Annotated in this window: 12 protein-coding genes; 5 read left to right on the top strand and 7 right to left on the bottom strand. The window is 40.5% G+C overall.

Annotated elements, in window-relative coordinates:
* Window positions 1-369: 369 nt before the first annotated feature.
* Together rnt and pyrC are read right to left on the bottom strand one after the other, a co-directional pair.
* Complete coding sequence (rnt, locus tag ACS8FC_RS03720) at window positions 370-1,029, bottom strand: ribonuclease T (protein WP_439260819.1); 660 nt, start codon at window positions 1,027-1,029, stop codon at window positions 370-372.
* Between the two features lie 276 nt (window positions 1,030-1,305).
* Window positions 1,306-2,385: a dihydroorotase gene (gene pyrC, locus ACS8FC_RS03715; protein WP_439260425.1), complete on the bottom strand. Its 1,080-nt coding sequence runs from the start codon at window positions 2,383-2,385 to the stop codon at window positions 1,306-1,308.
* Between the two features lie 470 nt (window positions 2,386-2,855).
* Between pyrC and ACS8FC_RS03710 the strand changes: the two genes are divergently transcribed.
* Window positions 2,856-4,094 carry an argininosuccinate synthase gene (locus ACS8FC_RS03710; RefSeq protein WP_299217041.1) on the top strand — a complete coding sequence of 413 codons (1,239 nt, stop codon included), beginning with the start codon at window positions 2,856-2,858 and terminating at the stop codon, window positions 4,092-4,094.
* A gap of 136 nt (window positions 4,095-4,230) precedes the next feature.
* On the opposite strand, the gene ACS8FC_RS03705 is transcribed toward ACS8FC_RS03710, so the two are convergent.
* Entirely contained in the window at window positions 4,231-5,484 is a 1,254-nt protein-coding gene (locus ACS8FC_RS03705) for an alpha/beta hydrolase family protein (protein ID WP_439260427.1), read from the bottom strand.
* Between the two features lie 136 nt (window positions 5,485-5,620).
* Here ACS8FC_RS03705 and ACS8FC_RS03700 point away from each other — a divergent pair, with 136 nt between their 5' ends.
* Window positions 5,621-6,136, top strand: coding sequence for a L,D-transpeptidase family protein (locus ACS8FC_RS03700; protein WP_439260428.1), 516 nt, complete (start codon window positions 5,621-5,623; stop codon window positions 6,134-6,136).
* Between the two features lie 121 nt (window positions 6,137-6,257).
* Here the strand turns inward: ACS8FC_RS03700 and ACS8FC_RS03695 are convergent, their stop codons facing one another.
* A complete protein-coding gene (locus tag ACS8FC_RS03695) occupies window positions 6,258-7,856 on the bottom strand; it encodes a CYTH and CHAD domain-containing protein (protein WP_439295902.1) in 1,599 nt (532 codons plus the stop codon).
* A gap of 197 nt (window positions 7,857-8,053) precedes the next feature.
* Window positions 8,054-9,640: an isocitrate lyase gene (locus ACS8FC_RS03690; protein WP_299217030.1), complete on the bottom strand. Its 1,587-nt coding sequence runs from the start codon at window positions 9,638-9,640 to the stop codon at window positions 8,054-8,056.
* A gap of 681 nt (window positions 9,641-10,321) precedes the next feature.
* Between ACS8FC_RS03690 and ACS8FC_RS03685 the strand changes: the two genes are divergently transcribed.
* Both ACS8FC_RS03685 and ACS8FC_RS03680 read left to right on the top strand, forming a co-directional pair.
* Window positions 10,322-11,311 carry a LysR family transcriptional regulator gene (locus tag ACS8FC_RS03685; protein ID WP_439260430.1) on the top strand — a complete coding sequence of 330 codons (990 nt, stop codon included), beginning with the start codon at window positions 10,322-10,324 and terminating at the stop codon, window positions 11,309-11,311.
* Between the two features lie 379 nt (window positions 11,312-11,690).
* The gene (locus ACS8FC_RS03680) at window positions 11,691-13,070 is read left to right on the top strand and encodes an NAD-dependent succinate-semialdehyde dehydrogenase (RefSeq protein ID WP_439260431.1); all 1,380 of its coding nucleotides are present in this window, start codon (window positions 11,691-11,693) and stop codon (window positions 13,068-13,070) included.
* A 152-nt stretch (window positions 13,071-13,222) separates the two neighbouring features.
* Here ACS8FC_RS03680 and purN read toward each other — a convergent pair whose 3' ends face one another.
* Window positions 13,223-13,930: a phosphoribosylglycinamide formyltransferase gene (gene purN / locus ACS8FC_RS03675; RefSeq protein ID WP_439295901.1), complete on the bottom strand. Its 708-nt coding sequence runs from the start codon at window positions 13,928-13,930 to the stop codon at window positions 13,223-13,225.
* Entirely contained in the window at window positions 13,930-14,979 is a 1,050-nt protein-coding gene (gene purM / locus ACS8FC_RS03670; protein WP_439295900.1) for a phosphoribosylformylglycinamidine cyclo-ligase, read from the bottom strand. The genes purN and purM overlap by 1 nt, the downstream gene beginning before the upstream one ends.
* A gap of 360 nt (window positions 14,980-15,339) precedes the next feature.
* Here purM and ACS8FC_RS03665 point away from each other — a divergent pair, with 360 nt between their 5' ends.
* Window positions 15,340-16,446: an AI-2E family transporter gene (locus tag ACS8FC_RS03665; protein ID WP_439295899.1), complete on the top strand. Its 1,107-nt coding sequence runs from the start codon at window positions 15,340-15,342 to the stop codon at window positions 16,444-16,446.
* The last annotated feature ends 316 nt before the right edge of the window (window positions 16,447-16,762 follow it).

The raw sequence follows: 16,762 nt of genomic DNA, 5'->3' as shown, positions 1-16,762 counted from the left end.
TAAATGATGGCGAATCCACAGTGATGTGCAAGCACTAATAGTCACAGCCAATAACATATAACCAAGAATGGTAGCCCATAATTTGAATTGTGGATCCATTATAAAGTCCCTCCGTTGTTCCTATATAAGGTATCACATACGCGGTATAGAATATGAGCAACTTAGATCATCTATAGAAAATTTCTATATTGATATGGATAAGAATAAAAAAGAGAAGTGAACCTATCAATTGTGTTTATGCCGTGAAATATATGAACCTTAATAGACAGTTACCTTTGTTATGGATTATAAAATCAAGATGGTAAAGTCATCTAAATATTGAAATCAACTCACTGGCTCATAAAGGTAACAATATTCGTCCGTTACTGTTTATTCGTCATCGTTGTCATTCAACTCTACCTCTGTTTGCTCAGTATGTAAAGCATTTGGCAACATAGGGTAGTGGTTTAGAATATGGCAAAATAACTCAGCAGTCTTTTGGGTATCATAGAGCGCTGAGTGAGCATGATTGCCATCAAACTCAAGTCCTGCGGCTTTACAAGCCCGTGCAAGTACCGTCTGACCAAAAGCCAGCGCTGATAAAGTGACTGTGTCAAATACTGAAAACTGGTGAAATGGATTATGGTTTTTGTTATTAGTACGCATGACTGCGGCATTTAAGAATGCTAAGTCAAAATGAGCATTGTGACCAACTAGCACACATTGACGACAGTCTTCAGCACGGCGCACTTCTTTTAAACCTTTAAATATACGACGCAGGGCAGTTTTTTCATCTTCTGCAATCGCTTTACGCATAGGATTGTTAGGATCAATACCGGTAAAGGCCAATGAGCGTGGCTCCAAATTGGCTCCTTCAAAAGGTTCAATATGAGCATTAAGCGCTTCTCCTGGATAGAATACTTCCTGCTCGTTTAACAGAATTGGAATACAGGCAATCTCAAGCAGCGCATCGGTTTGTGCATTAAATCCAGCCGTCTCGACATCTACAATGACGGGTATAAACTTACGAAAGCGCTCTTTCATAGTCATGGGAGCCAAGTCTTGCTCGGTCTCCTCATGGGTTTGGTTGGCATTAGAGTCAGTAGGTAAGTCTATACCTTTATGATTACATGAAGGCTTATTAGTTTGAATGTGTAATGAATCATCATTAGACAAGGTAGCGTCGTTTTGAATGGTCATATTAAGTTAAGTCACTTTTATCGATGATATAAATACATTGACATGCTCAAAGTGTCCAATACTACTAACGTAATAGTAATGGAACACTCACAGCATCTCAGTCGCATTAAGAGTTTTAAGTACGGTTTAAGCTTTGATAGACCATGGTAGCGTCTCACCAGCCATGAGTGGGGTAAGCGTTTGTCCATCAAAATAAGGGTAACCTGCCGGCACTTGCATAGGGTTGTTGGTTAGAGTAACAGTGTTTTCGTTGACTGGCAGGCCATAAAATTGAGCACCAAAACGACTGGCAAAGCCTTCTAGTTTGTCAATTTTGCCAATACTATCAAATGCGGTTGCGTATAAAGGTAGGGCTATTGATGAGCTATAACAACCAGCACAGCCGCAAGCAGCCTCTTTTTTATCCTTAGCATGTGGCGCTGAGTCCGTTCCTAAAAAGAACTTTGGACTGCCACTAGTAGCCACATTGAGCAGTACTTCTTGATGCTGTTTACGTTTTAGAATAGGCAAACAATAAAAGTGCGGTTTAATACCGCCAAGTAGGAGATGGTTACGGTTGAACATCAAATGCTGCGGGGTAATCGTAGCTGCTACTTGATTGCCTTGAGCCAAGACAAAGTCAGCGGCGTCACTAGTGGTAATATGCTCCATCACAATCCTAAGGGTAGGAAATTTGGCAATAATTTGTCCAAGCACTTCCTCTAAAAATCTTTTTTCACGGTCAAAAATATCGACATGATCGTGCGTCACTTCGCCATGTAATAGCAGTGGTAAATTGTGCTTTTCCATGGCTTCAAACACATTAACGCAAGCATTGATGTCAGTTACCCCATCAGCAGAGTTGGTTGTGGCCCCTGCAGGATAAAGCTTGACTGCTTGTACGATACCAGACTGAGCAGCTAATTCGATATCTTTTGGAGTGGTTTGATTGGTTAGATATAAAGTCATTCGCGGATCAAAGGCAGCTTTGCGTCCCGCCTCTAAGTCACTGGCTTGCAGGTGTTGTAATATGCGCTCACGATAAGCGCGGGCATCATCTACGTTTTTGACTGGGGGTACCAAGTTTGGCATACAAATAACGCGATTAAAACTTGCAGCTGCGTGTTTTACAGTAGTCGCTAGCGCGTCATCATCACGCAAATGAATATGCCAATCGTCTGGCTGCAGAATGGTTAGCTCTTTAATGGAATCAGTAATTTGAGTCATAGTGTTCTATGTCTTGAGGTAGTGAAAAAAGGGGAGTGTAAAATATACTAAGGTATAAACATACTAAGGTATAAACGTTGTGACCTGGCCACTTTGATTTGAGCAAAAGCTTGTGTGCAATTATTTTAGCTATAAAAACGTGTGATCAAATGGCCTGCTTTACACAACGCTGTGTGTTCATCACCCTGTTTATTTATAATGCTGTATGAACCTTAACCATCATAGCAGATTTGACCGCTGGACTAAATATATGCCCGAATATAACCGCGTAATCTGCTATTAATAGTGATGCTTTTTAAACATGATAGCGTTACTAGCAGATATGACAGATATATCTGATAAATCATCGCTTACAAAGTCGTTGTCCTTTTGCCAATTGTGAATATGATGTACACTGATTAAGCAATTTAAACTTCGATTCATTGTCAGTGTTTTTTCTGATAACTACATTCTTATATTAGGAGTTGTTCATGGCTCAGCTTGACCCAAAAAATATTAATAAAATCGTATTAGCCTATTCAGGTGGCCTTGATACCTCAATTATCGCTAAATGGCTGCAAGAAACTTATGATGCTGAAGTGATTACTTTCACAGCTGACATCGGTCAAGGTGAGGAAGTTGAGCCAGCACGCGCTAAAGCTGAAGCGATGGGTATCAAAAACATCTATATCGAAGACTTACGTGAAGAGTTTGCTCGCGATTATGTGTTCCCAATGTTCCGTGCCAATGCTATTTATGAAGGCGAGTACCTACTCGGCACCTCTATTGCACGACCATTGATTGCCAAACGTTTGGTTGAAATTGCCAAAGAACACAATGCTGATGCAATTAGCCATGGCGCGACTGGTAAAGGTAATGACCAAGTACGTTTTGAGCTGGGTGCGGTTGCCTTGTCTCCAGATGTTGTGACGATTGCACCATGGCGTGAATGGGATTTATCTAGCCGTGAGAGCTTGATGCAGTACGCCGAAGAGCACGACATTGCCATTGATTATGCCAATCAAAAGACAAAGTCACCATACTCGATGGATGCCAACCTTTTGCACATCTCTTATGAAGGCGGTGTGTTAGAGGAGCCGTATACAGAAGCCGAAGATGATATGTGGCGCTGGTCAGTGAGCCCAGAAGAAGCGCCTGACGCGCCGCAGTATTTAGAACTTGAGTATGAAAAAGGGGATATCGTTGCTATCGATGGTGAAGCCCTTAAGCCTTACGAAGTCATGATTAAGCTCAATGAGATTGGCGGTAAACATGGTATCGGCCGTTTGGATATTGTAGAAAACCGTTACGTTGGTATGAAGTCACGCGGTTGTTACGAGACGCCAGCTGGCACGATCATGTTAAAAGCGCATCGCGGTATTGAATCACTAACGCTAGATCGTGAAGCTGCCCATCTAAAAGACGAGCTGATGCCGCGCTACGCAAAAATCATCTATAACGGTTATTGGTTCAGCCCTGAGCGTATGATGCTACAAGCGCTAATCGACAAATCACAAGAGTACGTCAATGGTACGGTACGTGTGAAGCTGTATAAAGGCAGTGTCAGCGTCGTTGGTCGTAAGTCTGATGATTCGTTATTTGACGAAAAAATTGCAACTTTTGAAGATGATGCTGGTGCTTACGATCAAAAAGATGCAGAAGGCTTTATCCGTCTAAATGGGTTGCGCTTGGCTATCGAAGCCAGTCGTGGCCGCGACTTATCAAAATAATCAAAAGAAACTATCTTTAATAGTTAAATAACCCTCTAAAGCGTAAAAAACAGAGACCTATATTCGTAGTGTCTCTGTTTTTTATTATAAATGTGTTCTAGCACAGCATTTAAAACTATGTAATCCTAGTTGCTATTTACTCAGCTGTAGCGGTTTCTTTAGCCTCATTTTCGTCATCGTTTACCATGACAATAGCGACATCCTGCTGCTGACGCTCTTTGACAGAATCTTGAGCCAATACCTCTTCTGTTGCAGAGACGACACCAGCAGACTTTTGCATCTGATATTTCAAAGTAGCAAGAGCACTAAGACTTCCGATGACAAGAATAACAATTAAAATGACAGGATTTTTCCAAATAGGAGCCGGGGCGTCATACTCAATCGGTTTTTCGCTAATGGTCGCTGGAGTATTATCGCTATTGCCGTTCATAACCCCTAAGCTAACCAACGGAGGTTTTGGTGGATTTTCGGGTTCAGAAGTAATACGCAGACGATTACGCTGCAAGTAAATCTCTGAAATTTTAGCCAACTGTAGTAACCAGCGCTGGTGTGGTAACGTAACAGCGGACATCTCTGCGAACATAAGTAAATCATTATGGCCGCCTTGCTGTATGTTTTCAGATGAACGACCAATTGCCTTTAAATAATTACCGGTTGCAAGCTGCATGTCTTGTGCAGATTCATTATTGTTCGGGGTAAATGCCATCAGCTCATACCAAAAGGGATCAAAGGCTGGTGGCATAGTTGATAACTGCTCGTTATTTAAACGTTTTAACTCTGTGTTTTCTAGCTCGGTCTCTGTATTTTCTATATTAGGTGCTTTACTAGTAGTGGGTTCTACATTCGTAGGGATAATGTCTGACACAGTAGTGGTAAATCGCTCCGCTGATAAAAACTGAGGCTGTAAGGCGAACCACTTGTCTATCTCATCATAATCAAGTTGACTATAGTCTGCTAGTATCGCAAGTTCGCGTAGAGCAATAATGCACAAGCACTTAAGTAATGTTTGTACCTGCACAGTAGTAGCATCAATTTGACTGGCAATGTGATCGCTAGCTTTAATAATATCAGTGCTGTCTTTAAATACAGTATCAGCAGTATCATGACGATAGTATAATGTCGCATCGATAGTCGCAAAATTCATAGAGTTATATCGACGCAGCTCTTTTATAGCACTGCGATTGAATAGTTTTTTGCTAACCGACTGTCCTTGATAACGCTGCTGATACGTAAGTAAAGCACATACTATTGCTTGTAAGCCAGAACCAACGGCAAGACGCGTCTGCGGTAATGATAGCTGAGACACATCAGCTAATAATGATATCATCGGCTGGATATCTTGATATAAAAAGTCATACATCGACACACGTGTCGGTGAAATAGTCGTCATAATCTGCTAGCATCAAAGAATGTGCCTCTATATTACGGTGCCAAATGTCTTGATACAATCCCTTAATAATAGAAATTTTGACCAATTTTAATCATAACGCTATTGGTCATGTCATGAATAACAATCGGATGCTTTTATGAACAATCACGCAAGTCTTGATAAACAGCTAATTATTAACATTGCTCAGCAGACTTTGACTCTATACAAGCAGCACGAAGTTGCAGTTCAATATACGGTATCAACGGCAAAAAACGGCATTGGCAGTCAGCAAGATAGTGGCTGTACACCACTTGGCGAGCACATCGTTGCAGAAAAGATAGGAGGTAGTGAGCCTATGAATGCTGTGTTTGTTGGACGTGTGCCAACAGGCGAGGTATACAACGCAGCTCTTGGTATATCAAATCCTAATCGCGACTGGATATTGAGCCGTATATTATGGTTAAGTGGTCTAGAAGAAGGGGTAAATAAAGGCCATAATAACCAGGGTGGCTGTGATACTTATCAGCGTTACATCTATATTCATGGTACACCAGATACTGAACCTATGAGTATCCCCCTCTCACACGGCTGCGTACGTATGCGTAACAAGGATATCGTTGAGCTATTTGATCAAGTTGAAGAGGGAGATGCCGTTACTATAGTTGCAAGCTAATGAATGATTTTGTAGACAATAGATAACGTTATATTTATTCATTTAAAGCTTAAAAAGACAGCACCTACCAATAGGGCTGTCTTTTTTACTCTATATCTTTGTTATACCGTTATTAGCACGTTTACCAAAAGGTGGGGCTATCTTGAACGTTAGCCAAGCGTTTTTTAGCGCGTTTAACGTCTTTTTTTAGCGTGGCAGCAAACCATCCTGCACCATATAGCGCATTAATATCTGTTGCAGATTTTAACTGATAACGCTGTTGATATAGTGCATGTTTACGATATTTCTCCATTGCTTTTTGTGCTTTTAATACATGTTTTAGCCAGCGTTTGGTTTTCTTTTTAGCTTTTTTCTTATTCAATAAGCGTGAGGCAAATTCACTGGCATAACGCAAGTTTACTAACTGACAATATAAGTCGTCTTGGACCTGATTATGATTTCTGCTTTTTAGATTAACGCTTTTTGAGTCTTCACTATAAGGCCCATTGTCGTTGGCTGCATTTTTATCCTGTAATCTTCGCTCAGTTTCAATAAATTTTGTATACTGCTTCGATAGAGTCTTCGCCAATTTGTCGACAGCAGGCTTATCTGCTTTTGGTTCGAGACTTGGATCACTCATTATAAAAGCAATCAGCTCTAATAACGTAAGTTGAAAGTCATTGGCGCTTACGACATCAAGTGGCTGAATTTTGAGTGTATCGATATCTGCTGTCCAATCAACGCTAGGTGCGCCGCAACTTTGTAGCTTGGGCTCGATGTGAGCGGCTAGGTAAGTAAGCTCTTGGTAGTCACTAAGTAAGGCTGCGGTTTGTGTTAATATTGGTAGCCAATCAGGATTGATCTCATCAGAATAATCAGCAAACACTGTCAAGGCAGCTTGCAAGCGAGTGAGTCCGATAGTCAATTGCAAGACATGTGTATTATCAATGCTACCCGCTACGATAGCACTGCTATTTGGTAATATATGTAATAGACAGTTGTGCACGGCTGCGCGCACAAATGCAGGCATGCTACTGTCTTTATTGACGGCTAGCTGGCTTAGGTCAGCACTAACCGCTGCACTGTGGTTTTGTCCTCTTATCAGTAATCCACCGCGCTCAGCTTTGGTGACAGTAGACAAGCAAAGCTTATAACGTTTGCACCATGTCTTGGCTGTCGCAAACAAAAAATCTACATCTCCTGTTACCAGTTCAAACTCGATTTCTTGAATAGAGTCTCGCTGAGTATCATCAAGACCATGGATGACCTCGCCATGATCGTATGCCATCTCAATGCTACTACCATCTTCATCGTTATTGCCTTGTATTAATAAGCGCGTGATGCGCTCTACATCGGTCACATATAGTCGTGTAAGTTTTTTAGCCAACTTTTTGAGTTTAAAAGCAGCAAGAGCAGGGGCTACCGAGGTATCTTTGTAAATTGTTAAATCAGGCACTAGTGTGTCGCTATCTAGCATTGCCTGTACTTGCTCATTATCTAATACAGCATTATGCTCTAGGCGCGCAGCAATACCATCACCACCAGCTTTGATGGTCTGCACCCAAGTATCGCCTTCTTTACGGATGCGTAAACCAATGCCAGCCTGCGCAAGCTTTTGATCAGACGTATCGTAATAATGCGCCGCCAGTTGCATATGCTTTGAGGATTTAACTTGCGCTTGACGCATTAGACCTTTTAGTCGCGACTCTGGTACCAAAAACTTTAGCTCAATCTCTTGCATAATGGCTCCCGATTATTTTAATACTATATAAGTTATTATCTAGGTGACTACCATCGTATGAAAGCTATCGCTGAATAACAAGTAAAAATTTATTTTTGCTTGGTTTAACAGAGGGCAATAAAAAGCCGCCCTACATAATGCAGAGCGGCTTTTTTTATAACTGGTATTTATAAAATACCATTATAGGTAGTGGGTTACTAGAACTGGTTCATGGTGTTTTTACCGCCACCAGCTTTAAGCGCGTTGTCACCAGAGAATATCTCTTTGTGGTCATCACCAAGGTCAGAACCTGCCATTGCCTGGTGCTTAACACAAGAGATGCCTTCACGGATTTCTTTACGCTGGACGCCAGCAGCATAGGCAAGCATACCTTCTTCACCAAAGTAGCCTTTAGCAAGCTCATGTACACTTAATGCTGTAGTGTGATAAGTTGGTAGGGTGATTAAGTGATGGAATACACCTGCTTCGCGTGAAGCATCTTTTTGGAAGTTTTTAGCTGCTTCATCAGCTGCTGTATCAAGCTCAGTACCATCATAATCAGCGCTCATCAAGTCATCTTTATTGTACTTAGAGATGTCTTTACCTTCATCTTCCCACTGAGCGATGATTTGCTTACGGAAGTTTAGCGTCCAGTTGAACGATGGGCTGTTGTTATAAACAAGCTTCGCTTTTGGCTGCTGCTCTTTAATGCGATCGACCATCATTTTGATGTGTTCAACGTTTGGCGTTGGGGTTTCAATCCATAATAAATCCGCACCGTTCTCTAGCGCCGTCACACAGTCAAGTACCACGCGATCGATATTGGTGTCTTCACGGAAGCTATATAGGCCGTTTGGCATACGTACTGGACGTACTAATTTGCCGTCATGCTTGAGTAAGCTGTCGTTTTCGTTGGCTTCTTCAATGCTCACTTCTTCCATTTCTAGGAAGTCGATATATTTAGAAGCAAGATCGCCTGGCTCGTTTGATACTGGGATTTTTTGCGTGAGAGACGCACCTTCAGAGTCAGTACGAGCAACGATAACACCATCTTCTACACCAAGCTCTAAGAATGCATAGCGAATAGCATTTAACTTTGCGATATAGTCTTCATGAGGGACAGTTACTTTACCAGCTTGGTGACCACACTGTTTTGCATCAGATACTTGGTTTTCGATTTGTAGCGCACAAGCACCCGCTTCGATTAGCTGTTTGGCCAATAAGTAAGTCGCTTCTTCGTTACCAAAACCTGCATCGATATCAGCAATAATTGGCACAACATGTGAATCAAAGTTTTCGATTTTTTCTAAGATAGCTTTAGTGTCTTGACCCGCTTCTTCAGCTGCATTTAACTCACGGAAGTAGTCGTTCAATACTTTAGCATCAGCTTGACGTAAGAAGGTATAGATTTCTTCGATTAGCTTACCAACTGAGGTTTTTTCATGCATAGATTGGTCAGGTAGAGGACCAAACTCAGAACGAAGAGCAGCAACCATCCAACCAGATAGGTAAATATAGGTTTTAGAAGTCGTGCCAAAGTATTTTTTCTTAGCGTACATGGTTTGTTGAGCAATAAAACCATGCCAAGCACCTAAAGACTGGGTGTACTGAGAGGTATCATTATCATATTCTTCCATGTCTTGACGCATGATTTTTGCAGTATATTTAGCGATATCTAAACCTGTTTTAAAACGGTTTTGTAACATCATACGCGCCGCATCGGTTTCACTGATATTTTGCCAGTTACCGTGTTTTTGTTTTAGTTCACGTACTACATCGATCGCTGATTTATAAGCAGTTGACATCTATAATCTCCTTGGTGGGGTGTAAAACAGTAAGTTAGAAGTATTGGAATAATTTTGGTATGTATAGAAAAATGCTGGCAGAAGTAAAAATTAAAATATAAACCTTTTGCGTTAGCAAGCTCTACTAAACTATAAGAAAATTATCATAAAAGCAAATAAAACCTGTCGATTTGGTCAGCTTTTATTGTTTATTTTTTATTTCAGGCTAAATGGGTTCTTTTATAAGGCTTATTCGATGGACAAAGTGCTTGTTATCTTGAAAGATACAGATACCTAATCCAAGCTTAAGAACAAACAATAGCAAAAAATAAGTAGGGGTAATAAATGTTATGTCCGTATTTCCGCATGAAAATGCGATAAAATACACGTTGTAACTAATCTATTAAGTTCACAGTGATAGCCTGATAAATAACAAAAACTAATTAAGCACTTGCTAAACACTATAGCTAGGTTATCTTGATTTATCTAGTTTATGATTATTATCTTGGGTATTTTTTATGATGATAGTATTTATAAAACAACGATTTATGATAGATGAATTAAGTTATAATGCGTATATAATAAGAAAGCCACTCCAAAATTATCCTTATTTCATTTTAATATAGATGGCTTGTACTCAATAACAGGACAAAAAGTGCCGCGTTTATAGTGGTATTTATTCTAAGGTAAAGAGACACATATATGAATTTGCAGCGGGTAGACTTGAATTTACTGGTACATTTAGACGTGTTGCTACGAGAAAAAAACGTTACTCGTGCAGCTGAGCAGCTTGGCATTACTCAACCTGCGATGAGTAATATACTGCGTCGTTTACGCAAACTGTTTAATGATCCATTGTTAGTACGTTCATCTGAAGGCATGACGCCGACTGAGAGAGCTTTAGAGTTACAACCGCGTATTCGCGAAATACTTGCTGATTTGACTCAAGTGCTAGAACCCCGTACAGAATTTCGTCCGTATAGCACATCACGTGTCTTTCGTATTATGACCTCAGATTATGCCGAAGCGACATTAGTACCAAAATTGGTCAAAGCCTTACGCTCTGAAGCACCCAATGTCATTTTGGACTTCTTAACGCCATCAGATGTGTCTTATCGTGATATGGAGCAGGGCCGAGTCGATTTGGCGATTAACCGCTTTAATGAGATACCACAAAGCTTTCATCAAGTATTGGTTTGGCGTGATACTTTTAGCTGTTTGCTAGCATCAGAAAGCCCTTATGCCAATCGTTTTAATCTCAAAAACTATCTAAAAGCGCAACATGTATGGGTGTCTAAAACTGGTATGGGCGTGGGGTTCGGTGTCAATCCAGAAAAATCTGGGGGACTTGGCTCTATTGACCAAGCATTGCAACGTTTGGGACAAAAAAGACAGATCAGCGTCTTTACTCGTCATTATCAGATGCCAGCGATGCTTGCAGCAAATAAAGATTTGATTGCCACATTGCCGACACGAGTTGCACGCATGCAGGCTAACAACGACAGCATCATGATGAAAGAGCCACCATTTTTTATTCCTGAGTTTGAGCTAACAATGGCGTGGTCACCGTTACTACAGCATCATCCAGCTCATCGCTGGTTACGGCAACTAATTATGCATGTCGCACGGCAAGTGGTTGCTGATGAAGAGAATCAGGAGCAAGAAATACCTACTATTAATCATCTGTTCTAAAAAAATGACGAATAAGCATCTCTTATTCATATATTTATTAGAAAAGAGACAGTATAGAACCAGCTACCGTGCTGGTTTTTTATTTGCTTAAACCTGGCATTGGTTAAGTATTTCTTAATAAGACAGTCACACTCTTAACATATTTAGCACATTTCTTTATATCTTGTAAAACTGTAAGCCAAATAGTTTTGTTATGATACTTCCAACTTAAAAAAGTTAAACGTTAAGCAAGAAGATATTTAAAATGAACGTCTAACGAATATTTTCAAAATAATAACTAATTAAGCCTAGATGATCAGGCTAAGAAATATATTTTTCATAATTAGTGTCATCTAAGCAATTTATCAATTAACTAAACAAATAGATAAGGTTAATAATCATGGCAGATATTACTACTGTAAACCCAGCAACAGGCGAAGACATTAAAGAATATAACTATATGAGTAATGAAGAGGTCAATAAGATTGTTGAAGCCTCACATCAGGCGTTTTTAGAATGGCGCAAAACTAGCCATGAAGAGCGTGCGAAGGTTATTAACTCTATTGGCGAGACCTTGATGAAGTACAAAGAGGAGCTGTCTCGACTTATGACTGAGGAGCGCGGTAAACTTTATAGTCAGAGTTTACAAGAAATTGATCTATGTAAAGCGATTTGTGATTACACCGCAGAGAAGGGTGTGGCCGCGCTTGCTGATGATGAACGTGACATTGAAGGTCTCAAAAAAGGTGTTGTCACTTATCAGCCCATTGGTGTTATCTATGGTATGCAGCCTTGGAATTTCCCAGCTTATCAAGTGTTCCGTTATACCATCGCCAATTTGATGGCAGGTAACAGCATTCTGCTTAAGCACGCAGCAAACGTGACTGGTTCTGGCTTATTAATTGAAAAAATATTCCATGAATCTGACTTACCGAACGACTTATTCCGTACTATTCTAATTGATCATGATCAGTCAGAAATTCTAATTGGCCATGATAAAGTACGCGGTGTGACGCTTACTGGTAGTGATGGTGCAGGTAGCATCGTCGGTCAGCAAGCAGCAAAAGCAATCAAGAAAGCAGTCCTAGAGTTGGGCTCAAACGATGCATTTATCGTTTTGGAAGATGCTGACTTAGAGCTTGCAGTACAAACTTGCACTCTCGCGCGTCTTATTAATAATGGTGAAACTTGTGTTGCTGCAAAACGCTTTATCGTTGTTGATAGTTTGTATGACGAGTTCCGTAAGCGCATCGTTGAAGAGTTTGAAAGCAAAAAAGCAGGCGATCCGATGGATGATAGCTCTGATCTTGGTCCGCTAGCGCGCAAAGATCTGCAAGAAAAACTGCATGAGCAAGTAGAAGAGAGTGTAAGCAAAGGTGCTACTGTATCTGTTGGTGGTAAATTACCAGAAGGTAAGGGCAGCTTCTATCCAGCGACTATTTTGGAAAATGTTGAAAAAGGCCAACCAGCTTATGACGACGAGCTATTTGGTCCAGTAGCATCGCTAATACGTGCTAAAGATCAAGATGATGCCTTACGTATTGCTAATGACAGCCGTTATGGTTTGGGCGGTGCAATTTTCTCTAAAGATGAAGACAAAGCTATTCGCTTAGCCAATGAAGAGTTTGATACAGGTATGGTATATATCAATGGCTATGGTCTTGCCAATCCAGCACTACCATTTGGCGGCGTAAAAAACTCAGGTCATGGCCGTGAACATGGTGGCTTTGGTATTAAAGAGTTTGTTAACATCAAAGGTGTACACGTCCATAAAGGTTAATAATGCATAAAAGTATTGAGAGCTAAAACCCTCTAAATACTCTTTAAAAGTGAACAGTAAAAAGCCCAGTTATTCAAAGTATGAATGATTGGGCTTTTTTATGATCGATAGTTTTAAATGGTTAATATCTTTTTTTGCTTCTTGCCATTGCTTTAACTGTTTAAATATAGCTTCAAAGGTAATGTCGGCATATAGGTAGGTTTCTGATTTGATAATTGCTCGTTGTTCAACGACAAGACACCTTTGGATATTAGCAAAATTGTCCAAGGTAACAATTGATGCTCAAGCGTTTGCACACGTGTTTGCAAACTATCAGCAGTATCTTTATGATTTATGTCTAGCACTGCTTGGGTCAAAACAGCACCAGCATCCAGCTCAGCTGTAACCACATGAATACTACAACCATGCTGACGCTCGCCTGCCTGTATGACGCGTTGATGCGTATCAAGCCCTTTATAGGCCGGCAATAAAGAAGGATGTAGATTAATCATTGGCGCTGACATATTGTCGATAAATTCGGCGCCTAGCACCCGCATAAAGCCCGCCAATACAATCAGATCAGGTTGCCATGTCGCTAACTGGGCGCTGGCATGAGTCTCAAAAGTCTTAATCCCCATGCGTTTACCGCTCGCAACGTGTGACAACACTGCTACTGGAATAGAAGCATCTTTTGCGCGTGTGATGGCATAAGCGTCATCGCGGTTGCTGATGACCCCGACTATCTCAACTGGTAGTGTACCTGCTTGTACCGCGTCTATTAAAACTTGTAAATTGCTACCACTGCCTGATACTAAAACAGCCACGCGCAATGGCTTATGATTCCCTTTTTTATGACTATCTTTTTTATGACTGTCTGGCATTAACGGTATACCACTGCGTCTGCTTCACGGCTAACCATTTCACCGATTTGCCAAGCGTTTTCACCTGCCTCGTTCAACGTTTTAATAGCGATATCTGCTTTGTCTTTTGGTACTACGATAACAAAACCAACCCCACAGTTAAAGGTGCGATACATCTCGCTTTGCTCGATATTACCTTGGGTTTGTAGCCACGTAAATAGCTCTGAGAACTGCCAGCTACTCGTATCAATACTAGCAGCCAAATTATCTGGTAATACGCGTGGTAGATTGTCTGTTAAGCCGCCACCAGTAATGTGCGACATTGCATGTAAAGCCGAGCTACCAAGCGTATCTTGCAAAGCTTTAATGGCTTTTACGTAGATACGAGTCGGTGCCATTAGGGCATCTTGAATAGGCTGACCATCTAGCTGCTCATTGCTGCTAGTGACATCAACACCGCTTACCTCAATAACTTTACGTACAAGAGAGTAGCCGTTTGAGTGCGCGCCACTTGAAGCAAGCGCGATTAATACATCGCCCTCGCTGACGTTTTCACCTGTGATAACTTCGCTTTCTTCGACTACGCCGACACAAAAACCTGCTAAGTCATAATCATCATCTTGATACATGCCTGGCATCTCAGCCGTCTCGCCACCGATAAGTGCGCAGTTAGCAAGTTTGCAACCATCACCAATGCCAGTGACCACAGTTGCCGCCACATCAACATCTAGTTTACCAGTTGCATAATAATCTAAAAAGAATAACGGCTCTGCACCGCATACTAATAAATCATTAACGCACATGGCAACCAAATCGATACCGATAGTGTCATGACGGTTTAGTCGTAAAGCCAATTTAAGCTTGGTACCAACACCATCAGTACCAGATACCAGTAGCGGAGAAGTATACCCTGTTGGGATACGACATAACGCACCGAAACCGCCCAGACCACCCACAACTTCAGGGCGAGTAGTGGCTTTTGCTACGGATTTGATTCGTTGAACCAATGCATCGCCTGCATCAATATCAACGCCGGCATCTTTGTAGCTTAAAGAAGGCTTGTCACTCATAGTCATCTCACAATTGGGGATAGATAATTGGAATCAATAATTGAAGTTATTCATCAAAATGAATAGTTGTAGTCAGTGTTACAGAATCTGAATGTAGTGCGCGCATTATACCCAAAAATAGACCATACTCGCAAAGCAACTTACCAATATTTAGCCAAGATTCGCTATAAGTCACAAATAAAAAGCTAAGACACAAAAAATGACTGCTTTTTTACTGTACTTTGCGATAATAAGACGCCTAAGTCATTATAAAATTAACGTACTAATGATGGCTGCTATAGTAAATTATTCTATAAATGACATAACCAAACTTGGTAACGTTATTATTTTTAAATCAGATTAATTGTAGGATTGTCCTTAATGATAAACCAACCAATAGATCCATTTTTTCGGCGCTTATTTATTGTCGTTGCTATTGTTATAACCTTATTTCTGTTGTATTTAATGTTGCCAGTTATTATACCGTTTTTAATTGCTTTTATATTGGCATACTTACTAAATCCATTGGTTAGACGTTTATCCAAGTATGTTAGACGTTGGATAGCGATTATCGTTGTTTATGCCATATTGACGCTGAGTATGATACTGCTACTTTGGTGGATTGTGCCAACGTTATGGCATCAGTTGCAGGCAGCTTGGGAATATTTACCAAAGATTTTAAGTTGGTATGATGAGGTTGTGCGCGAATGGTTTAGTGCTAATACTCGTTTTCGTCTACCAGAGTTAGAGGCGAAAGGGCTGTCTGAGACATTAATGGATTATATGCAAACACATTATAGATTTTCAGACGCCAGTACTTGGATGACTCAAATAATCGCCTCAAGTATGAATTTTATTAATAGCGCTGGACTTATTGTGCTAGTGCCCATTTTGACTTTTTACTTTTTGTTTAATTGGGACAAACGTTTACTTAGCTGGAAAGTTGCCATCCCCACTGCTTATTGCAAAACAGTGATTGAGGTTGCTCAAGAGTGTGATCGTGCATTGATGGCTTTTATCAAAGGTCAGCTGTTGGTCATGGTATTATTGGGAATCATTTATGCTGTACAATTACAACTTATTGGGCTTGAGCTTGGTATAATCATCGGTATGGGAGCAGGTATCGCAAGCTTTGTTCCTTATCTAGGCTTTGGTCTTGGTTTTATTGCTGCCGTTATCGCTTGTCTCTTCCAATTTGGTTTAAATTGGACTTATCTGTCTTTAATAGTGGGTGCGTTTTTGGTAGGTCAGGCAGCAGAAGGTTATATTCTACAGCCGTTGTTGCTGGGTGATAAGATTGGCTTGTCACCACTGTGGGTGATATTTGCAGTATTAGCAGGCGCAAGTATATTAGGGTTCGTTGGTATGTTGATTGCCTTACCTGTATCCGCTGTACTAAACGTATTGTTTCATCATTTATATGATTATTACCGTTCTACGGATCTTTATAAAGGACGTAAACAGTTAAATTTATTCGAAAAAAAGTAAGTCATATAGTACCGGAGCTCATAGCCTACATTGATGGCAGTAGTCGGACAGCAGTCTGCATACAAATGGTTAATGTAGGTTAGGGAGTAAAAGAGTTGTCAGTCATTTTATAAATATGTTATATATAGGCGCAGTATTGACTAGAGTAATTGCTTATTCATTGTTCTTAAAAAAAGACATTCATTAACAAAATGTCGGTTAGAAAAGTCACAGTCAATAGCAGGAAATTCATGTTACACAGTATTCAAGTCAGTTAAAAGAAAGTCATTAATCAGGTGGTTTTTTCTTTTTTTTGTACGATGCAAAACGAGTTGAT

The organism is Psychrobacter sp. 1Y4, from assembly GCF_051847555.1.
The sequence above is the reverse complement of the archived record's forward strand: the minus strand, read 5'-3'. Positions and strand labels throughout refer to the sequence as shown.